General features: G+C 40.6%; 19 protein-coding genes. 7 read left to right on the top strand and 12 right to left on the bottom strand.

Annotated elements, in window-relative coordinates; all coding sequences use genetic code 11:
* Positions 1 to 233: 233 nt before the first annotated feature.
* Complete coding sequence (nrfA, locus tag PGX00_RS08820; protein ID WP_272135356.1) at positions 234 to 1,652, top strand: ammonia-forming nitrite reductase cytochrome c552 subunit; 1,419 nt, start codon at positions 234 to 236, stop codon at positions 1,650 to 1,652.
* A gap of 310 nt (positions 1,653 to 1,962) precedes the next feature.
* Here nrfA and PGX00_RS08815 read toward each other — a convergent pair whose 3' ends face one another.
* From PGX00_RS08815 to PGX00_RS08785, 7 genes are all read right to left on the bottom strand, one after another.
* Positions 1,963 to 2,448, bottom strand: a complete 486-nt coding sequence (locus PGX00_RS08815) for a nitrite reductase (RefSeq protein WP_272135354.1) — start codon at positions 2,446 to 2,448, stop codon at positions 1,963 to 1,965.
* A gap of 242 nt (positions 2,449 to 2,690) precedes the next feature.
* Complete coding sequence (gene gyrA / locus PGX00_RS08810) at positions 2,691 to 5,339, bottom strand: DNA topoisomerase (ATP-hydrolyzing) subunit A (RefSeq protein WP_272135353.1); 2,649 nt, start codon at positions 5,337 to 5,339, stop codon at positions 2,691 to 2,693.
* A gap of 317 nt (positions 5,340 to 5,656) precedes the next feature.
* Entirely contained in the window at positions 5,657 to 7,201 is a 1,545-nt protein-coding gene (locus tag PGX00_RS08805) for an extracellular solute-binding protein (protein ID WP_272135352.1), read from the bottom strand.
* Between the two features lie 98 nt (positions 7,202 to 7,299).
* Complete coding sequence (locus PGX00_RS08800; protein WP_272135350.1) at positions 7,300 to 8,190, bottom strand: carbohydrate ABC transporter permease; 891 nt, start codon at positions 8,188 to 8,190, stop codon at positions 7,300 to 7,302.
* A gap of 9 nt (positions 8,191 to 8,199) precedes the next feature.
* A complete protein-coding gene (locus tag PGX00_RS08795) occupies positions 8,200 to 9,159 on the bottom strand; it encodes an ABC transporter permease (protein WP_272135348.1) in 960 nt (319 codons plus the stop codon).
* 14 nt (positions 9,160 to 9,173) lie between these two features.
* On the bottom strand, positions 9,174 to 10,268 hold the full coding sequence (locus tag PGX00_RS08790; protein WP_272135346.1) for an ABC transporter ATP-binding protein: 1,095 nt from the start codon (positions 10,266 to 10,268) through the stop codon (positions 9,174 to 9,176).
* A 508-nt stretch (positions 10,269 to 10,776) separates the two neighbouring features.
* Positions 10,777 to 11,505, bottom strand: coding sequence for a DUF1223 domain-containing protein (locus PGX00_RS08785; protein WP_272135345.1), 729 nt, complete (start codon positions 11,503 to 11,505; stop codon positions 10,777 to 10,779).
* A 186-nt stretch (positions 11,506 to 11,691) separates the two neighbouring features.
* Between PGX00_RS08785 and ubiG the strand changes: the two genes are divergently transcribed.
* The 4 genes from ubiG to PGX00_RS08765 all read left to right on the top strand — a co-directional run bounded on the left by ubiG (position 11,692) and on the right by PGX00_RS08765 (position 16,735).
* Positions 11,692 to 12,402 (top strand): bifunctional 2-polyprenyl-6-hydroxyphenol methylase/3-demethylubiquinol 3-O-methyltransferase UbiG, encoded by a 711-nt coding sequence (gene ubiG / locus PGX00_RS08780; RefSeq protein WP_272135344.1) that lies wholly within the window; start codon positions 11,692 to 11,694, stop codon positions 12,400 to 12,402.
* Between the two features lie 404 nt (positions 12,403 to 12,806).
* On the top strand, positions 12,807 to 15,092 hold the full coding sequence (gene nrdA / locus PGX00_RS08775; RefSeq protein ID WP_272135343.1) for a class 1a ribonucleoside-diphosphate reductase subunit alpha: 2,286 nt from the start codon (positions 12,807 to 12,809) through the stop codon (positions 15,090 to 15,092).
* Positions 15,093 to 15,250: 158 nt separating this feature from the next.
* A complete protein-coding gene (gene nrdB / locus PGX00_RS08770; protein ID WP_272138000.1) occupies positions 15,251 to 16,384 on the top strand; it encodes a class Ia ribonucleoside-diphosphate reductase subunit beta in 1,134 nt (377 codons plus the stop codon).
* 72 nt (positions 16,385 to 16,456) lie between these two features.
* Entirely contained in the window at positions 16,457 to 16,735 is a 279-nt protein-coding gene (locus PGX00_RS08765; protein WP_272135341.1) for a 2Fe-2S iron-sulfur cluster-binding protein, read from the top strand.
* On the opposite strand, the gene PGX00_RS08760 is transcribed toward PGX00_RS08765, so the two are convergent.
* On the bottom strand, positions 16,711 to 17,058 hold the full coding sequence (locus PGX00_RS08760) for a hypothetical protein (protein WP_407702345.1): 348 nt from the start codon (positions 17,056 to 17,058) through the stop codon (positions 16,711 to 16,713). The genes PGX00_RS08765 and PGX00_RS08760 overlap by 25 nt on opposite strands.
* A gap of 298 nt (positions 17,059 to 17,356) precedes the next feature.
* On the bottom strand, positions 17,357 to 18,592 hold the full coding sequence (locus tag PGX00_RS08755; RefSeq protein ID WP_272135339.1) for a CinA family nicotinamide mononucleotide deamidase-related protein: 1,236 nt from the start codon (positions 18,590 to 18,592) through the stop codon (positions 17,357 to 17,359).
* 259 nt (positions 18,593 to 18,851) lie between these two features.
* On the opposite strand from PGX00_RS08755, the gene PGX00_RS08750 reads away from it, so the two are divergent.
* Together PGX00_RS08750 and PGX00_RS08745 are read left to right on the top strand one after the other, a co-directional pair.
* Positions 18,852 to 19,772: a DUF3943 domain-containing protein gene (locus PGX00_RS08750; RefSeq protein ID WP_407702387.1), complete on the top strand. Its 921-nt coding sequence runs from the start codon at positions 18,852 to 18,854 to the stop codon at positions 19,770 to 19,772.
* Between the two features lie 156 nt (positions 19,773 to 19,928).
* Complete coding sequence (locus PGX00_RS08745) at positions 19,929 to 20,444, top strand: glycine cleavage system protein R (protein ID WP_272135337.1); 516 nt, start codon at positions 19,929 to 19,931, stop codon at positions 20,442 to 20,444.
* 120 nt (positions 20,445 to 20,564) lie between these two features.
* Here the strand turns inward: PGX00_RS08745 and PGX00_RS08740 are convergent, their stop codons facing one another.
* From PGX00_RS08740 to PGX00_RS08730, 3 genes are all read right to left on the bottom strand, one after another.
* Entirely contained in the window at positions 20,565 to 21,956 is a 1,392-nt protein-coding gene (locus PGX00_RS08740; RefSeq protein ID WP_272135335.1) for a phosphohexomutase domain-containing protein, read from the bottom strand.
* Positions 21,957 to 21,996: 40 nt separating this feature from the next.
* A complete protein-coding gene (locus PGX00_RS08735; protein WP_272135332.1) occupies positions 21,997 to 23,163 on the bottom strand; it encodes a nucleotide sugar dehydrogenase in 1,167 nt (388 codons plus the stop codon).
* A gap of 85 nt (positions 23,164 to 23,248) precedes the next feature.
* Positions 23,249 to 24,253 carry an NAD-dependent epimerase gene (locus PGX00_RS08730; protein ID WP_272135330.1) on the bottom strand — a complete coding sequence of 335 codons (1,005 nt, stop codon included), beginning with the start codon at positions 24,251 to 24,253 and terminating at the stop codon, positions 23,249 to 23,251.
* Positions 24,254 to 24,387 lie beyond the last annotated feature (134 nt).

Genomic DNA, 24,387 nt, shown 5'->3' with positions numbered 1-24,387 from the left:
ATTGCATCCACTTACTACCCCTTTTTGGGTATATCAGACAAAGCGTGTCCGTGATCACTTTATTAAATTGATCTAAAACAACTTTATAAAAAGGGTTATATGGCTTATTTATCTTTAAGGTCTAATATATACACGTACCTCCTATTCTTATTTTGGATACCAGTCCACAACGCTAGGTAAAAAAATAAACGGAGTAATAAATTGAATAATCATATAAACATGGAGATAACACCATGAGTAAGCACTGGATATCAAAATCAGTTGCAATTTTAGCGGCGGGCTTGTTGAGCGCCACTACTGTTGTCGCTGCAGATGGTAAAATTGGTGACCCTCGTAACGAATCATTCGAGAGTAGCCATGCACAACAGTACGAAACTTGGAAGGCAACTTCCGAAAGCACTGAAAAAGCGGATGCTCTAGCAGGTGATCCAAACATGGTCATTATGTGGGCTGGTTACGGCTTCGCAAAAGACTACAACAAAGCACGTGGCCACTTTTATGCTATCGACGATTTACGTGCAACACTTCGTACTGGCGCGCCAAAAGACGAAAAAACCGGGCCTATGCCTATGGCATGTTGGAGCTGTAAGAGCCCTGATGTGGCTCGCGTAATAGATGAAAAAGGTGAAGACGGATATTTTGCAGGTAAATGGGCTCGTTTAGGTCACGAAATCGTTAACCCTATCGGTTGTTCTGACTGTCATAATACTAAGAGTGAAGCATTCAAAAATGGCGAACCTGATCTGATGATCACTCGTCCATACGTTGAGCGCGCATTTGAAGCTATTGGTATGCCATTTGAGCAACAAAGTGATTTAGAGAAGCAAGCAACCGTTTGTGCTCAGTGTCACGTTGAATACTACTTCACAGGCCCTAACAAAACCGTTAAGTTCCCATGGGACCAAGGCACTACAGTTGACGATATGGAGCAATATTATGACGCTCTTAACTTCAAAGACTGGACTCACAAAGTATCTAAAGCACCGATGTTGAAAGCACAACACCCTGGTTTTGAAACTTGGAGAATGGGCATTCACGGTAAGAACGGCGTAGTTTGTGCTGATTGTCACATGCCTAAAGTAGAGAAAGACGATGGTACTGTTTACACAGACCACAAAGTGGGTAACCCACTTGACGCGTTTGACAACACTTGTGCACAGTGTCACACACAAGAAAAAGAATACTTCCAAGGCGTAGTTTCTACTCGTAAAGCTCAAGTTACTAACATGAAGCTTATCGCTGAGAAACAAATCGTTGCTGCTCACTTCGAAGCTGGTGAAGCTTGGAAAGTTGGTGCGACTGAAGAAGAAATGAAAGATATCTTAATGGACATCCGTCACGCGCAATGGCGTTGGGACTATGCTATCGCATCTCACGGTGTACATATGCATGCTCCTGAAGTTGCCCTAGAAATTCTAGGTACTGCGGTTGATAGAGCGGCAGATGCACGTACTAAGATTATTCGTTTACTTGCTAAGAAAGGCATTACTGACCCAATCACAATTCCAGATATTTCTACTAAAGAGGCTGCACAAAAAGCACTAGGTATGGATATGGATAAGATGAATGCTGAGAAACAAGAGTTCCTTAAAACTCTCGTTCCTGAGTGGGAAGAAAAAGCTAAAGCTCGTGAAGCGCAATACAGCTACTAATAACAGCTAAGGTCAACATCCTCCCCGTTGACCTTGCACTAAATGCCAGCTTCTGCTGGCATTTTTTTCCTTAACGTATCTTCTATCGTTAGAATAAATCCATAATTCGAAACCTTCGGACATTTTGTTAGGTCATCGATTCGATGCTTTTTACCCATCCCACTAAATAACTGATCGGCACCTAAACCAGTTATTATGTGTGTAACAAGATATTTGATTGCTGAAATAGGCTCGCTAGACTCCTATTTCCATAGGAGCCTAGCTAAGTAAGATATAAGGTAACGGTATTAAATGAACAAATAGATGCAAGCTAGTTGTTTTGCAATTGTTGAGTTTTGTTTATTGAGTTGATTATTGTGACTCTATCGATACCTTGTCGCTCAGAATCTAATACCTTTTGCCAAGTTTCAATCGCTTGGTCGTATCGAAAGCTTATAAAATGGTCATTCGCTATAAGCATTAGAGCCGTATCATTCAGTCTATCCTTTGATAAAGCAATGTCTAATAATTCCATTACTTCATCAGTCATACGTTGTGAGCTTATATAATACTGTGCAGTAGCTTTCGCGGCGAAAACCGTAGAAGAAGGCTCATCGGTTAAACGTATAACATAATCAAAGCAAGTATTCGCATTGTCAAATTCACCATTCGCAAAGTAGCCCTGCCCTAATTGAAACCATAGATCAGCATTATTCTTGTCTTCTCTTAGCTTGTCTTGGATCTCACCAATAATTTCGTCAATTGTTAAGGGAACAGCTAATTTTACAACCTTTTGTTGTTCCTTATCTGGTGACAAAATATAAAACCAGGAAAGTAGACAAATCGCACACAGTGAAAAAGACACAAAAATTGGCGTAAAATACCCACTATTTTTTTGATATTTATAATGAAACAGAAAAATGATTAACGTGAGTAATAAGCAGAGTATAAATACGGACATATAAAAAGGTATAAAGAATAATAATAGGTTTAGACTAACATTTTGCACAAAAAAAACCGGGCTAAAAGCCCGGTTTATTCAATAATCTTAATGACTAATTACTCTTCAGAGTCGTCATCAGTATTGTCTTCGCTCTTTTCAGAACCTTCTACATCAGCCGCTGGATTAGCTTCATTAGTTGGGTCGATTTCTTCCCCTTCTAACTCTTCAATATCAGCTTCTTCGATTTCATCGATTCTCTGAAGTGCTACAACATTCTCGTCTTCAGATGTTCTGATTAGCGTCACACCTTGGGTATTACGGCCAACCTGGCTCACTTCCGATACTCGAGTACGAACTAAGGTGCCAGCATCGGTGATCATCATAAACTCATCACCATCTTCAACTTGCACTGCACCAACAACATGTCCATTTCGGTCAGAAACCTTAATGGAAACAACACCTTGAGTGGCACGACCTTTAGTAGGGTATTCTGCTATAGAAGTCTGTTTACCGTAACCATTTTGTGTCACCGTTAAGATATTACCTTCATTAGAAGGTACAATTAACGATACAACCTGATCACCGTCAACGAGCTTCATACCACGAACACCAGCAGCTGTACGGCCCATTCCACGAACAAGTTCTTCTTTAAATCGAACCACTTTACCCGTTTTAGAGAACAGCATAATGTCACTGTTACCGTCTGTAATATCAACACCAATTAGAGAGTCATCGTCTCTTAGGTTCACAGCGATAAGCCCGTTAGAGCGTACATTTGCAAAACTTGCCAATGATGTTTTCTTAACCGTACCGTCACCAGTTGCCATAAAGATATATTTATCTTCAGAGTATTCAGACACCGGTAAAATTGCGGTAATTCTTTCGTTTTCTTCTAAAGGAAGAATATTCACGATAGGTTTACCACGAGCATTTCGGCTTGCTTGAGGAAGTTGGAAAACTTTAAGGCGATACGCCTTACCTCTGGTAGAGAAACAAAGAATATTATCGTGGGTGTTCGCCACTAAAAGACGCTCGATATAATCTTCGTCTTTCATCTTCGTTGCACTCTTACCTTTACCACCACGACGCTGTGCTTCGTAATCGTTCAGAATCTGGTATTTAACGTAACCTTCATGAGACAAGGTAACAACAACATCTTCTTGCGCGATAAGCTCTTCCATATCCATGTCATGGACGGCTGCAATGATTTCAGTACGACGCTCATCACCGTATGTATCTCGAACAATTTCGAGCTCTTCGCGGATAACTTCCATCAAGCGTTCTGTGCTTGAAAGAATAAGCATCAGTTCTGCGATTTCATCAAGAAGCTGTTTATACTCTTCAAGAATCTTCTCGTGCTCTAGACCTGTCAATCTGTGAAGACGAAGTTCTAGAATAGCTTGAGCCTGTTGTTCCGTTAGGTAATATTGACCATCACGAATACCGAATTCATCTTCTAACCAATCTGGACGAGCTGCGTCTGTACCAGCACGTTCAAGCATAGATGCAACATTACCAAGATCCCAACCACGAGCTATCAAGCCAGCTTTTGCTTCTGCCGGCGTTGCTGCGTTACGGATCAGTTCAATAATTTCATCTATATTTGCTAATGCTAGCGCAAGACTTTCTAAGATGTGCGCACGATCGCGAGCTTTGCGAAGCTCAAAGATAGTACGGCGAGTAACCACTTCACGGCGGTGATCAACAAAACACTTCAACATCTCTTTAAGGTTGAATAGTTTAGGTTGACCATTGTCCAGCGCAACCATGTTGATACCAAACGTAGTTTGCAGCTGCGTTAATGAATAAAGGTTGTTTAGAACCACTTCAGCAACAGCATCACGCTTACATTCAATAACAATACGCATACCATCTTTATCAGATTCATCGCGTAATGCACTGATACCTTCAACCTTTTTATCTTTAACAAGCTCTGCGATCTTTTCGATTACACGGGCTTTGTTAACTTGATAAGGTATTTCAGTAACAATAATGGTTTCTTTGCCGTTTTTCTCTGTCTCGATGTTCGCTTTTGAACGCATGTAAACTTTGCCGCGTCCAGTTTTATAAGCATCGACAATGCCTTTACGGCCACTAATTAAAGCAGCAGTAGGAAAATCAGGACCTGGAATATAGTCCATCAGTTCATCGATAGTAATATCTTCGTTGTCAATAAATGCTAGGCAACCTTCTACAACCTCAGTCAGGTTATGCGGAGGAATGTTTGTTGCCATACCTACTGCGATACCAGAAGAACCATTTACCAATAAACTAGGTACTTTGGTTGGCAAAACGGCAGGAATCTGTTCTGTGCCGTCGTAGTTAGGGACGTAATCTACTGTTTCTTTATCAAGGTCAGCAAGAAGCTCATGAGCGATCTTCGACATACGGACTTCCGTATAACGCATCGCTGCTGCTGAATCCCCATCAATAGAACCAAAGTTACCCTGGCCATCGACCAGCATGTAACGCAAAGAAAACGGTTGTGCCATACGCACTATCGTGTCGTAAACCGCACTATCACCATGAGGGTGATATTTACCAATTACATCACCCACAACACGGGCAGACTTTTTATAGCCTTTGTTCCAATCATTACCAAGCACATTCATCGCGAACAAAACGCGGCGGTGTACTGGTTTTAGGCCATCACGCACATCAGGAAGAGCACGACCAACGATAACGGACATCGCGTAGTCTAGGTACGAACTTCTCAGTTCATCTTCAATGTTTATCGGCGTGATCTCTTTAGCTAGATCGCTCATAGAGCCATTTTCCCTCTATATTTTGATCGTATATTCGATACGTACAAGGCCGAAAAATATAACACAAAACGTACCAAATCCGCACCACTTTCCATCACCTTTTATGATGTTGTTGCATCAAAAACCTGCAAATCCCATGAAAGAAGAGATTCCAAGCCCTAATTTATTGAATAGTGATGATTTTATGAGCATACAAATTGATGAATTCCGACTAAAAAGTGAAAACGCACTGAAATGTTGGAGTCTAATAAAAAAGAAGGTAATGGTTAGATGCCATTACCTTGGTATTGTGGTTAAAAAGTTAGTAAGCCTGTAACCTACTTATATGCACGGTCATAAGCTGACTGCATGACGTCGATAACCTCGTCAAAGCCCATTCGATCAATTTGAGCCATGTAACTTTCCCAATCTTCGTCAATATCTCTAGAGCCTAAGATCCACGCTTGTTGCATCTCTAGCATATAATCACGAATGGTTGCCCAGTTCTTATCATAAACACGTTTTTCTTTTGCATTTAGAGAAACACCCAAAAACGGTTCAAGCAAATAGTCGCCTTCGTCATAGAGTTTAATCCCCTCTAGCGCATGTTTGTTTGACCATTGCGCTTCATTTGAGTAATCCATATAGAAACCACGTTGGATCTGAGCTCCAATCGCCCACATTTGAGCATTCACCGGCGTATCTGAATCAAGTATCTCTTGTTTAAATTTCGCTTTTCCATCCACAAGATCGTAATGAACGCCTTCAATACCGAAGTTAGCTAAACGACGTCCCTGTTCGGTAAACCAAAAATCGAAATACTTTATAGTTTCAACTGGGTTCTCGTTTGTATATGAAATTGCCCAACCATCTTGCTTCACACTAGCACGGCGATGTTCTTCGATACGATTACCGGTTATCGACGCTGGCGGTGCAAAGGCTTTAAACGCAAAACCCGGGATTTCATCTGCAAATGCGTCGTTGTAACCTGATGTAGAAGCAAACCAGTCATGGGTCATGCCTCCGATATCATTAGATAGTAAATACTCTCTAGAGCGGCTGCCACGAGTGAATACTTCCGCGTCTATAAGTCCTTCTTTATACCATTTCGCTAAATTTCGTATACCGACTTGATAACCATCACCTACATATCCGTGACGTAATTCCCCATCTACTACATGAAAGTCATGGAATTTATCTGAGCCTGATGTTCGACCATCCCAAAGCGTAACCAAACGTATTAGCTCTTCCCAATGACGCATAAACAGCGGCACTTCGTCTTTCTTACCATTACCGTTAGGATCGTTATCACGGAAGGCTTTTAATACGGTGTACAACTCGTCTACGGTTTGTGGGACTTCTAAATCTAATTTAGCTAACCAGTCGTAACGAATAAAATAACCACGACCATACTTCCCGTCAGGTAAATAAGGGATGTAATAGATATTACCGTCCGCTGCTAAAATCGAACTGCGTATAGCAGGGTTTTTATCAAAAAAAGCTTTGATATTCGGTGCATGCTCGTCAATCAGCTTGTTCAGTGGTGTAAAAGCACCTTCAGGCCCATAGCGATTAACATTGTCTTTCATGCTTGAACCGCCAACGATATCAGGTAAGTCGCCGGATGCAATTAGTAGGTTAAAGGCTTCATCACTCTTCGTCGTTGCCATTGACGCTACGTTATTCAATTGAACGTTAGTTAATCTAGCCGCCTCTTTTTCTACCGGCCAATCATTGTTATAAACAAACTTTTTTTGATGCAGGTGAATATCTAGCTTCAGTGGTTTATCAGAAACTAGGTACTCTCCTTCCGCCATCACTGGCGTGGTTAAAGCAGCAGAACTTACGATTATCGTAGTAAGTAGAGTTTTTACCATTCGCATATATTCTCCTTTAATTCCTTTTGTTTTATCCGTTTCTAGTTTTATTTATGGTCATGTTCTATTTGTTCATTTTTATTATATGGGCTAGGTTTTAGGTTTTATTCCTTAACACCCCCAAGCATGATGCCTTTGTTGAAGTATTTTTGTATAAACGGATAGATAATTAACACTGGAATAATGGAACAAACCATTATCGCCGAGCTAACCGTTTCGAATGAATAAGCAGAATTTAATAATGTACTGGCGAACGTATCATCATCAGATAACTGGGTGATTATTTGGCGCAAATAGACCTGAAGTGGGATTTTATCTTCGTCTCTTAACAAGATCATGGCCCAAAAGAATCCATTCCAACGGGCGACTATGCAAAATAGCGTCACGGTTGCAATAGCAGGCTTCGCTAAAGGAATAAATACCTTCCATAACACTTGAAAATCGTTTGCACCATCCATTCTAGCCGCCTCTTCAAACGAAGAAGGAACAGCCTCAAAAAAGTTACGCAGTAATATGATATTAAAGGCATTACAGGCAAAACCAATAATGATACCGAAGTAGCTATCCAATAAGCCTAAATCTCTCATATTCAGAAAGAATGGTATCATGCCAGCGTTAAACCACATGGTAAATGCAATCATCATATTCCAGTATTTTCTACCCAGCAGCTGTGGTCTAGACAATGCATAAGCACCTGGAATGATAATGAGTAAACTGGTTAATGTTCCGCCTATCGTATAAATAAATGTATTTTTGTAAGCCGTCCAAAAGGCTGGATCAAACAATACTTTCTCATATGCTGCAATAGTAAAATCAACGGGAGTTAATACCACTTTACCTGCAGAAACAGAGTCACCTAAACTAAACGAAAGGGAAGCGACGTATATAAATGGGTACAGTGTACTAATAGTAAACATACCCACTAAAAACATATTCAAATAAACAAAAGCCTTATCGCCTCTTGAATACAAATTCATATTTGCTGTTAAGCTCATAATATTTCCTTACCAGAGAGACGTTTTAGTAACACGTTTACTAATTGTGTTTGCAGTCAAAACTAAAATAAACGCAATGACGGCATTAAATAGCCCTGCGGCTGCGGCCAAATCATACTGTGCTGCTTGTAAACCCTGGCGATAAATGAAGGTGCTTATAACATCTGCCGTTTCATAGGTTGCAGGCTGATAAAGCATAATGATCATCTCAAATCCGACTTCTAATATGTTTCCTATACGTATAATTAACATGATCAAAATTGTTGGTAATATGCAAGGTAGCGTTATTTTCCACATCATTTGGAAGCGTGATGCACCATCAACAACCGCCGACTCATAAAGAGATGGGTTAACCCCCGCAATGGCGGCTAAGAATACAATTGAACTAAATCCGGCTTCTTGCCATATTCCTGTTCCGACGAAAATGGTTCTGAACCATTCCGGTTTAGTCAGAAAATAGACAGAGTCGTAACCAAGTGCATTTAGGATCAGATTGATGACCCCTGTTGAAGGAGCAAATGCAGTTATAACAATACCTGCAATAATTACAGCAGAGATAAAATGCGGTAAATAAACAATTGTTTGTGCCGTTCTTTTGAACTTAGGGTTGATCACTTCGTTAAACATCAACGCCAAGATAATCGGAATAGGAAAGCCAAAAATCAGGCTTGCTCCACTTATCATTACGGTGTTTTTTATCGCACGAAGAAATTGGTCGTTTTCAAACAAGGTGTAAAAGTGCTCTAAACCAACCCAAGGACTTTCTGTTATGCCTCTAAAAACACTGTAGTCTTTAAACGCAATTTGCAACCCATACATGGGTTGATAAAGAAAGGTAATAAACCAGATAATCGTTGGCGCTAAAAGAACATATAGCTGCCATTCTCGTTTTAAATGATTGATAAACCACACCGGTTTGCTCACCACGTTTGATTTACTCTTTACCGGTATCTTATCGATATCTTCCATAATACTTCCTTACCTTAATGGCGAGTAGAAACGTGAAACGCTTTGGTTGTTTGCTTATCAAATACGGTCACGGCATCTTGACGGAAATAGAGTGTTTTCACATTTTCTAGGTGACTGATTTGACCATGTGTTTCTACTTTTATTACGAAAGGTTTACCGGCAATGTGACAGTGTAATAACGCCTCTGAGCCCAAAGTTTCAACAAGTTCGACATGTACATTTACGGCACTAGCCCCTTCTACTGGCTCTATCTCTATATATTCTGGACGAATTCCAATAACAATCTCTTTGTTGTCTTCTAACTGCTCTAGATTCGGCAATAAACAGCGCTGTCCATCAAACTCAGCAAAGCAACCGTCACCATTAACTAGAGCTTTCGCATTTATTAAGTTCATAGGTGGCGAACCGATAAAGGTTGCAACAAAAGTGTTCGCAGGTGAATTGAACAATTCCATTGGGGTTCCGACTTGTTCTATACGTCCATTACTCATGACAACAATACGATCTGCTAAGGTCATAGCTTCAACCTGATCGTGGGTAACGTAAACACTTGTGACGCCCAATCGTTTATGCAGTTGTTTAATTTCAGCTCGCATTTGGGTTCTTAATTTGGCATCTAGGTTAGATAGTGGCTCATCAAACAAAAAGACTTTAGGATGGCGAACTATCGCCCTTCCCATTGCGACCCTTTGACGTTGCCCTCCTGACAAATCAGCAGGGCGACGTTCAAGCAGTGGTGTAAGTTCTAGTATTTCCGCCACATCCTTAACCGTTTTCTTGATCTCATCTTTAGGCACTTTGCGGATTCTTAATCCAAAAGCGATGTTTTCAGCCACACTTAAATGCGGATAAAGAGCGTAGTTTTGAAAAACCATTGCCACATCTCTATCTTTTGGTGCAGTGTTATTAACGATGGTATTAGCAATAGAAATATCACCTTCGCTTATTTCTTCTAAACCCGCTAACATACGTAATGTGGTTGACTTTCCACATCCAGAAGGTCCAACGAGAACAACAAATTCCTTTGACTTAACTTCCAAATCGATACCGTGTACCACCGTGATATCACCATAGCGTTTAACCAGATTTTCCAACTTAACTGCGGACATACCCACTCCATTCGGCATTCAAATCGGACGAATCATCCAATTTATAAATTATATTGTACGATTATATGATTTTAGTATTACTGCCCTCCCTGCTGAATGTAAATGTTGCGATTTTATTAATTTGATGTAAGTCAATATTCAGCAATGAACGAGGTGAATTTTTGAGGCATATGCGACATCTATATATGAAATTTAATATTCCATTTTTTGGTAGCAGGAACACTCCTCATCGTGTCATTATTTATTTGAACTTAGCGCCTTAAGATAAGAAAATTTAGGTTTTAATAGCAGAAGTTAATTTGTAGGTTGGAAAATTTAAAGCAGCACAAAGATTAAAACTAGAACTAGAACTAGAACTAGAACTAGATTTTTAACCTTACAAAGATAATGGGATAAAAGTTTCGTTTCAAATGTTAGCGCGTGATACACGTATTAAAAGAGAACGTGAAGAGCCGATCATTTGTACACTGACTATATTGTATTAAAATATAATTACCGAAAGGGCGATTTATTCAGCAGAAGACAGAAAACCCGCTACCGTTTGTATTGGCTGAAATTCATCTCTCTTGGTCAACCAAACTGCAACTGCGTCTGCATTATCAGGCCATGTTGAAATATCAAATGTCCAGTTGGACTCAGAAAGCAATTGCTGCTTTTCTAAAACGACAAAATCATGTTCCAACTCCTTACCTCTGTTCTCCCCTGCTTTAATTTTCGTTTTCTCATCCATCGCTAACAACACAAAGTGCGCCATGTATGATCCTAGCTCACTATATGAAAGCTCGAATTGATTTCCTATACGCTCAAGATTGAGTTCACCTGCAACAAAAGCACTCTTGACCGGCAGTTGGCTTCGGGAAAAGTAGCCGCGCCATTCCTTTCCATCCACAAAAAAACCCGGAGTGTAAACCGACGATGCGGCGCCATAACTTTTATACAAACGTTGTCGTTGTGTAAAAGAAGGATGAGAAAACTCGTCTTTCCACCCAAGATAGTTCCAATAGTCGACGTGAAACGCCAAAGGAATGAAGTCATACCATAGACCAACATGGTGCTGAAATTGGCTTAGATACTTGTCTGCCGGCGGACAACTTGAACAACCTTCGGATGTAAATAATTCGATTATTTGGGCCGGCTCCCCGTCATTTTTCCAACTTTGCTCGCTGGCATTAGCATACGTCGAAAAACATCCGAACAATACTGATAACGTAGTAGATAACGTGGTGAATCTGTACATAGCAAACTCCAATTTCAAGGCTACAAAAACAGACCGGATCAACAGTGATAAACTTTCGTCTTTATTTATCTACAAGCACAAATTCCCCATCACCATTTACAATGAGTTTTATTAGGAGAACCGCTTTCAAGTCACTGCAATATCTGTATATAATTCGTTTTCAATACCACCAATGAAGAATTTACAATGTCACCAACAGCAAACGTCGACCTAGACGAGATTAAAAAATTTGAAGATATGGCATCACGATGGTGGGACCTTGACGGTGAATTTAAACCACTTCATCAAATAAACCCCTTACGACTTAACTACGTATTAGATAATGCGAATGGGCTATTTGGTAAAAACGTTTTGGATGTAGGCTGTGGTGGTGGCATTTTATCAGAAAGCATGGCCAAGCAAGGTGCACAGGTAACAGGCTTAGACATGGGCAAAGAACCATTAGAAGTCGCCCGTTTACATGCATTAGAAACACAAACTAGCCTTACTTATATTCAAAGTACGATTGAAGAACACGCAGAACAAAACCCAAACAGTTACGATGTTATCACCTGCATGGAAATGTTAGAACACGTACCAGATCCCCTTTCTATCATTAAAGCGTGTGAGAAATTGGTTAAACCTGGAGGTCATGTTTTCTTTTCCACGTTAAACAGAAATTTCAAATCTTACTTATTCGCCATCGTTGGCGCAGAAAAGGTATTGAAGATAGTTCCCCAAGGCACTCACCACCACGAAAAGTTTATAAAGCCATCTGAGTTGTTAAAAATGGTCGACAAAACGAACCTTTTAGAACTTGGTATCACGGGGCTCCATTACAACCCAATTTTCGATACATATCGTCTAGGGTCACGGGTCGACGTGAACTACATTGTACATACACAACTTCCTAATTAGTGTCCACGTATTGACGACAAATCAAGCGAGTTTTGCCCATTAATTGAATCAAGATCTTCATATGCAAAACTCGCCAAAGATCAAGAGAAATATTTTTATTTTCTTTTCAGAACACCATTCAATTGGAATCGATTTTTTTACTACTAATCGTCGTCTTATTTGCTCGGTAAGTGGCTACTAACTGTAAAGCAACATTCCTCAAGTTATCCACAAACTAACCCACAACATCAATCTTGAAATATCCTCCAATACGCACTATCTTGTAACTCGTTCAATACAACACCCCTACATGTAGTGTTTTTACGTTTTTCATTTAGGGGATATGGATCACACAAGCCCCTATTGCTTTTACAAAAATTACAAAAAAAGGGCTTAAGTCAGTCTCATTAGGGAAATCTACAATAATGAACCAACAACTCACCGTTACAAAGCGTAATGGCCGCAAGGAAACTATTGATCTAGAAAAGATCCACAGAGTGATCACGTGGGCCGCAGAGGGTCTAAACAATGTTTCTGTCTCTCAAGTCGAAATCAAATCTCATATCCAGTTTTACGATGGCATTACCACAAGTGATATCCACGAAACCATCATAAAATCGGCTGCGGACCTCATCTCAGAAGAGAGCCCAGATTATCAATACTTGGCCGCACGTCTTGCTGTTTTCCATTTACGGAAAAAAGCCTACGGTCAATACGAGCCACCTACTCTTTACAATCATGTTTCTAAGCTCGTTGATTCCGGTAAGTACGACAAACACCTTCTCGAAGATTATACACAGCAAGAACTCAATCAAATCGATGAGTTCATTGTGCATAAGCGTGATTTAGACTTTTCATACGCTGCTGTAAAACAGCTTGAAGGTAAATACTTTGTACAAAACCGCGTAACTAAAGAGATATATGAAAGTGCTCAGTTTCTCTATATCCTAGTTGCCGCTTGTCTTTTTGCTAAATACCCAAAAGAGACAAGGCTCGATTACATTAAGCGCTTTTACGACGCCGTATCCACTTTCAAAATCTCTTTACCGACACCTATCATGTCCGGTGTGCGTACGCCAACTCGTCAGTTTAGTTCCTGCGTACTGATTGAATGTGATGATAGCCTTGATTCTATTAACGCAACCTCTAGTTCTATTGTCCGCTATGTTTCTCAACGTGCGGGGATCGGAATCAACGCTGGTAGAATTCGTGCGTTAGGCTCTGAAATTCGTGGTGGTGAAGCATTCCATACTGGTTGTATACCATTTTACAAATACTTCCAAACTGCTGTGAAGTGCTGCTCTCAAGGTGGCGTTCGTGGTGGCGCCGCAACGGTATTCTACCCAATCTGGCACGGTGAAGTTCAATCATTGATGGTACTTAAAAACAACCGTGGTGTTGAAGAAAACCGTGTGCGTCATATGGACTACGGTGTACAGATTAATAAAACCATGTATTCACGTTTGGTGAAAGGCAGCAATATCAGCTTGTTTTCTCCATCCGATGTACCGGGTTTATACGATGCTTTTTTCGAAGATCAAGACAAGTTCGAACAGCTTTACACGCAATATGAAGCCGACCCAAGCATTAAACGTGAAACGGTTAAAGCACTCGATCTATTTTCATTATTAATGCAAGAAAGAGCATCAACGGGCCGTATTTACGTTCAAAACGTGGACCACTGTAATACTCACAGTCCATTTGACCCAAGTGTTGCCCCAATACGCCAGTCAAACTTGTGCCTAGAGATTGCGCTACCAACCAAACCACTTAACAACGTTGAAGACGACAGTGGTGAAATCGCACTATGTACCTTATCCGCATTCAACCTAGGCGCTATCGAATCATTAGATGATTTCGAAGAGCTATCTGATCTCGTTGTTAGAGCGTTAGACGCCCTGCTCGACTATCAAGACTACCCGTTGCCAGCAGCGTACAAATCCACCATGAATCGCCGTACTTTAGGTGTTGGTGTTATAAACTACGCCTATTATCTTGCGAAAAATGGTGTGCGCTACTCCGACGGCAGCGCAAACGGTCTTACTCATAAAACCTTTGAAGCAATTCAATACTACTTGCTTAAAGCGTCGGTTAAGTTGGCAAAGGAACAAGGCGCTTGTCCTTCCTTCAACGAAACTCGTTACGCGCAAGGTATTCTTCCAATCGATACCTACAAAAAAGATATCGACCTCATCTGTGATGAAGAGCTTCATTACGATTGGGAAACACTGCGCGAAGAGATAAAAACCCACGGTTTGCGTAACTCAACATTAACCGCCTTAATGCCGTCAGAAACCTCTTCGCAGATATCTAACGCCACCAACGGTATCGAACCTCCTCGCGGTTTTGTTTCTGTTAAAGCATCTAAAGATGGCATTCTTAAGCAAGTTGTACCTGAGTATCAAACCCTTAAAAATAACTACGAGCTTCTATGGAGTATTCCACAAAATGACGGTTATCTTCATCTTGTTGGCATCATGCAGAAGTTTGTCGATCAAGCTATCTCTGCGAACACTAACTATGACCCTGCGGCACACATCAGCGGTAAAGTACCGATGAAGTTACTGCTCAAAGATCTGCTCACCGCTTATAAGTACGGTGTAAAAACGCTTTATTATCACAACACACGAGATGGTGCGAGCGATAACCAAGGTGCAGAAGTTGTAGTAAAAGAAGACGAAGATTGCGAAGGCGGTGGTTGTAAGATTTAACGCTAATGCGTTATCTCTCCCAATTGTCTTATTAGCATTTATTTTATCAATGTCATTTAATAAGTCTCGGTTCAGTTATAAAAGAGCCGAGATTTAACCAGAATAATAATGTGCTCTTACGCAGCGACGTATTAGAGCAAGAAGGGAAACAAGCGACTATGGCTTACAGTACTTTTACACAAAACAAGAACGACCAATTAAAAGAACCTATGTTTCTTGGGCAACCAGTCAACGTAGCGCGTTACGATCAGCAAAAATTTGAAATTTTCGAAAAACTCATCGAGAAACAACTATCGTTTTTTTGGCGTCCAGAAGAAGTCGACGTATCAAGTGACCGCATCGATTACAACAAGCTGCCAGAACATGAAAAACATATTTTCATCAGCAACCTGAAATATCAAACGCTACTCGATTCGATTCAGGGACGCAGCCCTAACGTTGCATTGCTGCCTCTTGTCTCTCTTCCTGAAGTCGAAACTTGGATCGAAACATGGTCATTTTCAGAGACAATTCACTCTCGCTCTTACACTCACATCATTCGAAATATCGTGAATGATCCAGGTGAAGTGTTCGATGATATTGTTGAAAATGAATACATTCAGAATCGTGCCAAAGACATCTCACGCTATTATGACGATCTTATCGCGCTAACCAACGATTACCATCGTTACGGTGAAGGCAAACACACCATCAATGGTGAAACTGTCGTCGTTGACCTACACACACTGAAGAAAAAGCTGTACCTCTGTTTAATGTCCGTTAATGCGTTAGAAGCGATTCGTTTTTACGTAAGCTTTGCTTGTTCATTCGCTTTTGCAGAACGTGAATTAATGGAAGGCAACGCAAAAATCATTAAACTAATTGCCCGTGACGAAGCGCTTCATCTCACTGGCACCCAGTATATGATTAATCTACTTCGCAACGGTCAAGACGACTTTGCCTTTATGCAGATAGCCGAAGAGTGTAAGCAAGATTGTTTCGACCTCTTTAAATCCGCTGCCGAACAAGAAAAAGAGTGGGCCGAATATCTATTTAAAGATGGATCGATGATTGGTTTAAACAAAGATATCCTGTCGCAGTATGTGGAATACATTACCAATACGCGTATGCAAGCTGTAGGGCTTGAAATCGCCTATCCAGAAGCCACCTCTAATCCTATCCCTTGGATAAACGCATGGTTATCTTCAGACAACGTTCAGGTTGCCCCTCAAGAAGCGGAAATTAGTTCTTATCTTGTTGGCCAAATTGACAACGAAGTCGATGCGGATGATTTTGAAGACTTTGAGCTTTAGAGGTTAGATTTTGCTTGTCCCCATGCTTCTGCGTGGGGATACATAATAATACATCAAGAGATATTCACTTTAATGTTTACGTTCACTATTAATTCAATAGCTCCTATCCTAACCACGTCAGAACACACCGTTCTAGAAGCGATGGAATCTGCGGGTTTGCAAGCTGAGTATCATTGCCGTGATGGGCATTGCGGCGCGTGTCGTTGTGAATTAGTTAACGGGGAGATAGAAGAGACTGGCTTTAAAATGGCTTATACAAGTGCTAACGAAATTTTGCCCTGCATAAGCAAGGCAAAATCTAATCTTGTATTATCTAAAGTGAATTATCAGATAAAGGCTAAATCCGCCTGATCACCCTTATAGTTGATATCTGATTCAAGGTGCTTTTCTACAGTAAAGCAGAGTTGATTGACTACTTGGCACATGTCTATTACAGGCCTATGGTTTAAAATATCTTCAGCATTCGACTGGCTAACACGCTTATCAGCAATGTGCCTTCCATCGTCATCAAACAGTGACAAACGATAACCTTCATTTTCAGAAGATCCTTGATCACGCGGAAGATCCACCCAAAGAGAAATTACATCCTTTTGCCCAGTGCTACAGGTTTCGCCTAAAAGAATTCTTTGACCAGAAACTTTGTACCAAACTTCGATTTTTGATTGACTCAACATTGATAAAACCTCCTACCATCCATGGTGAGTACGCCTCAAATACTACGAACCGTACAGACTCTTACGAGCCTAATTTCAGTCTAAGGCAATTAGAAAATTAATCTAGCGTTAATCTTAAAACTTTTCGACCTAGAAAATAAAAATAATATTATTCATAGAGTTAGCACTTATATCGTATTGTTATAAGGTAAGAATACAAAATTCATCTTACATCACTCTGTCAATAAGTTTAGTAATAACGAGTACACTAAGCACCCGTTATTATCAGATAAATTGGCAAGTGAAAGCCACGTGAGCGCTACAACAACGACGCAGGGACAAACAGTTCACGTACGCGATGGATAAAGCCATATTTTCCAAATATCGGTTTATTCTCTTCGTGACGGCGAAGCATATCAAGTAAGATCGTTGCGATCACTTTGGCTTGATCTTCAGCGCCGTATTTTCGGCTTAGTTCAACCCACTGTCCCCATTCACCAGACTTAGTCGAAAGTGAAACCGCCACTCTGTTTTCTTCTATTTTACCGACGGCTAAACCAATATCGCTATCCGTCTTCTCGCGAATAGAAGCAGCCAAAGCGAGCGCGGCAGCTATCGGGTCCTGTTCAACGTTGTGAAGTGAGTCTACCTTATTCAACACCCATGCCTGTTTAAAGTAATCGTGAGTTTTCTCATTCATCTGAAGCACACTCGAAAGGTAGCCGCCCGTCGCACATTCTGCGACAGACACACGTCTTTTCGATTCAGACAACAGGCTACCGATATTGTCTAGCATAGGCTCATCGACGCTAACCACATTTTCACCTAAGTGAGAATAGATTATTTTCAGTAGGCTAAGCCGTGTCTCTGGTTGATCGGCCGGGCCGAACAGCTTCACTTCAATGTACGGTATATAAGAACGGTAGCCAAGTTCGAAACCGTCTGGTAATACCATTTTGTCCAAATGCGTAGCTATCCCAGACTCTCCCAAACCAAAGGTGTAAAGTCGACTTACTTTAAACGGTTTGTTTTCAGGGAACGCTCTTTTTAGGTAAGGCAGTATTTCACCAGAAACCATATGTTTTAGTTCACTTGGTACACCTGGTGTAAAGAAAAATCGCGCATCATTTATCATCATAGTGAAGCCACAGGCAGTACCCACAGGGTTATCCACGATCTCTGCCGTTTCCGGTAACATCGCTTGCTTAAGGTTGCTATCGTGCATCTGTCTACCTAGGCGAGCGAACATGTTTTTCATCACCTCTACCCATTCAGGAAACAGTTTCAACTCTTGTTCTGCAGCAACGGCGGCCGCTTCTGCGGTTAAGTCGTCGGTGGTTGGCCCTAAGCCACCGTTTACAATTACGATATCGTGATTAAGGCTTAAGGAAATAAATTCATTAACAAGCGCTTTTTTCTGATCGCCAACGGTCGTTCTTTTTGTAAGAGCAAAACCCTCTTCGTAAAATTGACGTGATAACCAGGCAGCATTGGTATCAACGATATCCCCATGAAGTACCTCTTCACCTGTGCTGAGCATTGCAATATTAACCATTCTAGTGACCTATTTTATCTTTAACGCAACGTTAAATATTATTCTTTAATTAAACTCCGTATACGTTACGTTAGATACTAATGTGATGTCGAGAAATGATTGTAAAAGTGTAAAATCTCTTCATTTTTCAACTACGCTACATTAACAACCTTAGATTAAATTGTTTAAGGTTTGCTAATATCGCTATGATTACCTACTTGTTTCATAGATAATTGATTTATATGGATGATAGACAGACAAGGAATGCACGGTGCCGCCAATTAAAACCACCAAAAATAGAATTCTGTCAGCGAGCCTTAAATATATTGTTCCGAGCACGCTTTTAATCGCCTCAAATGCACTGGCTGCCCAATACGATACAAACCAGCACATTGAGTTCTCTTATACTTTAGATTGTAGCAATCCACTGAGTTACTGCTTAGAAAGAGACCCATTTGTAGCACATTCTGTGTTCGCACTGGATCAAGCCCCTTCGGAACCTCAATCTGAAGAGCTTCCCCTTTATCTTACTATCAGCCCAGCTAAAGACTGGCAGTATCTAAAAGAGCAAACTTATACCATCTTAGGGTTGAGCGTCGCAACGGTTGGTTTTATGACGCTGCTACCAGAATCAATTACCAAATGGGATGACGAGTCTAAAAGCTTTAGTGACCTAGGCACCAAATGGAAGGAAAACGTCAAAGCGGGGCCTACCTGGGATAAAGATGAGCACATCTTAAACTATATTATGCACCCTTATTTTGGAGGCGTTTACTACACCGCAGCGCGTCATTCTGGGTTTGATGAATTCGAGTCCTTCATCTATTCATGGACCATGTCGACCTTTTTCTGGGAATATGGTGTAGAAGCCTTTGCGGAAGTCCCTTCATGGCAGGATCTTTTCATAACACCATTTTTCGGCGCTATGGTCGGTGAAATGATGTTCGAAGCGGAACAAGATATCGTCGCGAATGGTGGTGAAGTGATGGGTTCTAAATCAATGGGTAGCTTTTCATTGTTCTTCTTAAACCCAGTCGGGCACATACACTATTGGGTAACGGAAGCTTGGGGAGGCGAAGCAGAATTTAACTTTGTTTCTACACCATGGTTCGGCAATCAAGACGCAGCAACCTTCGCTATGGATGCAGGTGCCTCGTATGACTACCAATTTGTTGGCGCAGAATTGAAAATCAAATTTTGATTAGTTGGTTAAGATGAGTAATTGAAACATGATATCCGTCCAAATTAGAACTTGAAATATAGATCACGGTCAAGCTTTCTTAGCAGATAACACCTACACTAAATATAGTATTCCAATTCAGTAAGTTAGGTCTGCGTCATACATGGAGGGTTTTCTATGAACAAAACGTTTATTGTTAATTTCGTCGGTAAAGCTACGCCGACAACGATTAAAGCGTTCGCTGCCGTCACCCATGAAAATGGAGGAAAATGGTTAATCAGTAAGGTTAACTTTATAGAAGATCAAGTCGCGGCGGTCATCAAAATTGAATTGCCAGAAGAAAACGAAGAAATAGTTAAAAGTACGATCAAAAACGAACCGGATCTATTGGTTAAGTTTACCGATAGCGATACAGACCCATCTCATGGTGCAGAGGAAATCTTCCAACTGAGATTAGATTCAAACGATAGAGCGGGTATTGTGAACGAGATTACCAATGTCCTTGATGGACAAGGCATTAATATTCTTGATATGGACTGTCAAAGAGTCTTTGTTGCAGGAGGCGGTGGTGTTAGCTCAAGCCTGTTTACCGCAACTCTATCGATTCGCTTACCAAAAGATGTGGCTATTAACGACGTCACCAAAGAACTTGAATCGCTAAGCGAAGACACTCGAGTGATTATGAACGTTTAGCGATAGAATATAAGCGTGAGTCCCATTGCTACCACTATCTCAAACGCTATCGTCATCGTCACCTTTATCCCACATTAACACCTTTCCGTCGTTCCCGTGAAAACGGGAATTTCGGTGGTATTAATTGGATCCCTTCTTAAGCACCGCTATCACTTCGCGGACTTTATCATCGACTAACTGCTTATCGGAATCGGCTTCAACGTTTAACTTTAGCACCTGCAGTTTAGTCGACATTCGGAGGTTAAATCGCCACGCTTGAGAATAGTCTTCAAACTCTAGCCCGATTCCATCAACCAGATTTTTATAACTGTACGTAGTTTTATAATAATTGAGCAGACGAACCACCGCGAGTTTGGGGTCACTTGATGTTATTTTAATTTCACCCGATGTAGGGTAAGCACATATTTTTTCGGACAGGATTATCGATAACTTCTGGTTTGTAGCCGACATATACTCTGCAATGATTAACCACGGAATCATACCCGAACCACAATACGTAAAATCTTTGAAATAATGGTAAGCACTACTTTCACCACCATATAGCGCATTGGAATCTAGCATCTCTTTTTGAAAGTGTGTGCGCCCTCTTTTAGCTGCAACCGGTATCCCACCATTTGCAGCGATAACCTGCCGAGTATTCCAATACAACACATGGTCGTGAACCACTTTCATTCCTGGGTGTTTTAGCAGCATTGCTTCAGCTAGCAAACCCACCATGTAGTATGGTTCAACATAGCGGCCTTTATCATCAAAGATAAAACAGCGATTAAAATCGTTATCCCAACTTATCCCCATATCCGCACCCGACGCGACAACTAACTTTGCTGTATCTAACCTTATATCAAAAAGCGGAAAATCCGAAACTCGCGTATCTAAACCATGATTGTCTCTATGGTGCAGTTTAATAAGCGAGATAGGTATGCCAAAACTGCGAAAACGCGTTTCTAGTTCATCGATAATTTCCGAAGCAACACCATAGGCTGTATTCACCACAAGCTTCATTGGCTTTATATCTTTCCAAGCAATATTGTCGAACAATCTATCGACATAGTGTTGCCGGTATGAAACCTGTTCTAAGCGTCCTTTTGCTGCAACGTTTCGTTTCTCGTGCGTCAGCTTTTGTACCAAGTGTTTGATATCCAACAGCCCATTATGAGCATTGATGGGCAACAAATCTTTACCAAGTAACTTCACCACATAGCAGTTAACCAGGCTCACCGCGGAGCTAACCATCAACGCACCGTCTGGGTTTAGTTTCACTAATGAATAAAAAAGCTCTTCCTTGCCCAATAGCCCTAAATCGATAACATCAACACCAGAATTCACCAATCCCTGAACCAATTCATCTTTAAGAAGATTAGACGCAACTGTCCCATCACATCCAACCACGATTGAACTTGGTTTTAGATGATCAGCAAAAGCAAGACCAATACGATAAGCTATGTCTGGCGTGATCTCGTCACTCAACCTTCCACGAATATCGTTAGATTTGAAACAGGTTAGTTGTGTCATTACTTAGTCTTAATTGGCATGTTATGGATGCTAAATTAAGCTAGTCGGAACCGAATAGATCACGAGTGTAGACTTTATCTTTAACATCTTTGATTTCATCAACCATACGGTTAGAAACGATGACATCTGATACCTGCTTGAACTCTTCCATGTCATTGACAACTCTGGAACCGAAGAAATGCTCTTCTTTTAATGCAGGCTCAAACACTACAATTTCGACACCTTTCGCTTTTAATCGTTTCATAATACCTTGCACAGATGAAGCTCTAAAGTTGTCAGAACCCGCTTTCATGATCAAACGATAGATACCAACCACTTTTGGTGCTCTTTTCAAAATAGATTCTGCAACAAAGTCTTTGCGTGTTCGGTTGGCGTCAACAATTGCACCTATTATGTTATTTGGTACCTCTTGATAATTAGCCAGAAGCTGCTTGGTATCTTTAGGCAAGCAATAACCACCATAACCAAACGAGGGATTATTATAGTGATTACCAATACGAGGGTCTAAACCGACACCTTCGATAATCTGACGTGGGTCTAAACCATAGGCTTCGGCATAAGAATCTAACTCGTTGAAATAGGCAACACGCATCGCTAGGTAGGTATTGGAAAACAGCTTCACCGCTTCCGCTTCCGTCGAGTTTGTATACAATACATCGATATCTTGTTTAACTGCTCCTTCTATCAACAAACCTGCAAACACTTCAGCTCTTTCGCTCTGTTCACCAACAATAATGCGTGAAGGATGTAAGTTATCATATAGAGCTTTACCCTCTCTCAAAAACTCAGGAGAAAAAATAATATTATCACAGCCTAGTACTTGCTTAATATTTTCCGTATAGCCCACTGGAACAGTTGACTTAATAATCATCACAGCATGGGGGTTAATCGCCATTACGTCTTTTATTACCGCCTCAACTGAAGACGTGTTAAAGTAATTCGTTACCGGATCATAATCGGTAGGTGTGGCAATCACCACATACTCGGCGGCTTCATAAGCTTTAAATTTATCTAGAGTAGCCGTAAAGTTAAGGTCTTTATTTGCGAGAAAGTCTTCTATCTCTACATCAACAATAGGCGACTGCTTTTTATTAAGCAGTGCAACTTTTTCTTCAATTATATCGACTGCTACGACTTCATGATTCTGCGCCAGTAGCATGGCGTTTGATAGACCAACATAGCCAGTCCCTGCAATTGCTATCTTCATTTTTACTTCTCTTTTGATAAATTAATTCCTAGCCGACGCTTTTACGCCACTTTCTATGATAGAAAATATTTTGTAGTAAACATGATTATTTTTGATAAAACTCCTTATACCAATCTACAAATCTTCTAACACCTTCTTTGACACCCACATGTGGCTTGTAATTTGTAACTTTAAACAAATCCTGCGTATCAGCATACGTTTTGTATACATCACCTGGTTGCATTTCTCTAAAATTCTTTATCGCTTCGATACCTAAAGCAGATTCAATTTCACCAATAAAGTCCATGAGTTTAATTGGGCTGCCGTGACCGATATTATATACTTTATAAGGTGCTGAACTCGTCGCTGGTGTTCCTGACTCAACAGTCCAATTATCATCCTTCGTTGGCACAATATCAGCGATTCGAATAACTCCTTCTACAATGTCGTCAACGTAAGTAAAATCTCGCGACATGTCTCCATTATTATTAATATCTATTGTTTTGCCTTCTAAAATCTTTTTAGTGAAAATAAATGGCGCCATGTCCGGTCGACCCCAAGGGCCATAAACCGTAAAAAAACGTAAACCAGTAGTGGGGAGTTGATAAAGATGCGAATAAGAATGGGCCATTAATTCGTTGGATTTTTTAGTTGCCGCATAAAGTGAGATTGGATGGTCAACCGAATCCGACGTAGTAAACGGAATTTTCTCATTCAAACCATAAACAGAACTTGATGAGGCGTAGATAAGATGCCCAACTTTATTCTGTCTACAACCTTCAAGAATATTCAAGTGACCAATCAAATTACTATCGCCATACGCCATTGGGTTTTCAATAGAATATCTAACACCTGCTTGCGCACCAAGATGAATAACGCGTTGAAATTTTTCGATACTGAAAAGTTCGCTAATACTTTCACGATCACCGAGATCTAACACTCTAAATTCAAACAGTGTATTTTCAAGTCGGCTCAAACGAGCGACTTTTAGACTTACATCGTAATAGTCATTTAGATTGTCTATACCGATTACGTGGTGCCCTTTTAAGCACAATTCCTCTACTACTTTTGCGCCAATAAAGCCAGCAGCGCCTGTTACAAGGTATTTCATATAAAACCCACTATTTCAATTTATTAGCACTCGATTTATCAGTGTTACCCGTAGAGTCAATAATTCATTCTGTTAGTATTAACATATACTCACTCCCAAAAAAGAAATACCGAAGACAAAAATTTTATTAGATA

Source organism: Vibrio algarum (assembly GCF_028204155.1).
Taxonomy (GTDB): domain Bacteria; phylum Pseudomonadota; class Gammaproteobacteria; order Enterobacterales; family Vibrionaceae; genus Vibrio; species Vibrio algarum.
This window is presented reverse-complemented; position numbering and strand designations above follow the sequence as displayed.

Coding starts and splice junctions, on each gene's coding strand:
- nrfA (WP_272135356.1), top strand. CDS start 234: ATGAGTAAGCACTGGATATCAAAATCAGTTGCAATTTTAGCGGCGGGC.
- gyrA (WP_272135353.1), bottom strand. CDS start 5,339: ATGAGCGATCTAGCTAAAGAGATCACGCCGATAAACATTGAAGATGAA.
- PGX00_RS08805 (WP_272135352.1), bottom strand. CDS start 7,201: ATGCGAATGGTAAAAACTCTACTTACTACGATAATCGTAAGTTCTGCT.
- PGX00_RS08800 (WP_272135350.1), bottom strand. CDS start 8,190: ATGAGCTTAACAGCAAATATGAATTTGTATTCAAGAGGCGATAAGGCT.
- PGX00_RS08795 (WP_272135348.1), bottom strand. CDS start 9,159: ATGGAAGATATCGATAAGATACCGGTAAAGAGTAAATCAAACGTGGTG.
- PGX00_RS08790 (WP_272135346.1), bottom strand. CDS start 10,268: ATGTCCGCAGTTAAGTTGGAAAATCTGGTTAAACGCTATGGTGATATC.
- PGX00_RS08785 (WP_272135345.1), bottom strand. CDS start 11,505: ATGTACAGATTCACCACGTTATCTACTACGTTATCAGTATTGTTCGGA.
- ubiG (WP_272135344.1), top strand. CDS start 11,692: ATGTCACCAACAGCAAACGTCGACCTAGACGAGATTAAAAAATTTGAA.
- nrdA (WP_272135343.1), top strand. CDS start 12,807: ATGAACCAACAACTCACCGTTACAAAGCGTAATGGCCGCAAGGAAACT.
- nrdB (WP_272138000.1), top strand. CDS start 15,251: ATGGCTTACAGTACTTTTACACAAAACAAGAACGACCAATTAAAAGAA.
- PGX00_RS08765 (WP_272135341.1), top strand. CDS start 16,457: ATGTTTACGTTCACTATTAATTCAATAGCTCCTATCCTAACCACGTCA.
- PGX00_RS08760 (WP_407702345.1), bottom strand. CDS start 17,058: ATGTTGAGTCAATCAAAAATCGAAGTTTGGTACAAAGTTTCTGGTCAA.
- PGX00_RS08755 (WP_272135339.1), bottom strand. CDS start 18,592: ATGGTTAATATTGCAATGCTCAGCACAGGTGAAGAGGTACTTCATGGG.
- PGX00_RS08745 (WP_272135337.1), top strand. CDS start 19,929: ATGAACAAAACGTTTATTGTTAATTTCGTCGGTAAAGCTACGCCGACA.
- PGX00_RS08740 (WP_272135335.1), bottom strand. CDS start 21,956: ATGACACAACTAACCTGTTTCAAATCTAACGATATTCGTGGAAGGTTG.
- PGX00_RS08735 (WP_272135332.1), bottom strand. CDS start 23,163: ATGAAGATAGCAATTGCAGGGACTGGCTATGTTGGTCTATCAAACGCC.
- PGX00_RS08730 (WP_272135330.1), bottom strand. CDS start 24,253: ATGAAATACCTTGTAACAGGCGCTGCTGGCTTTATTGGCGCAAAAGTA.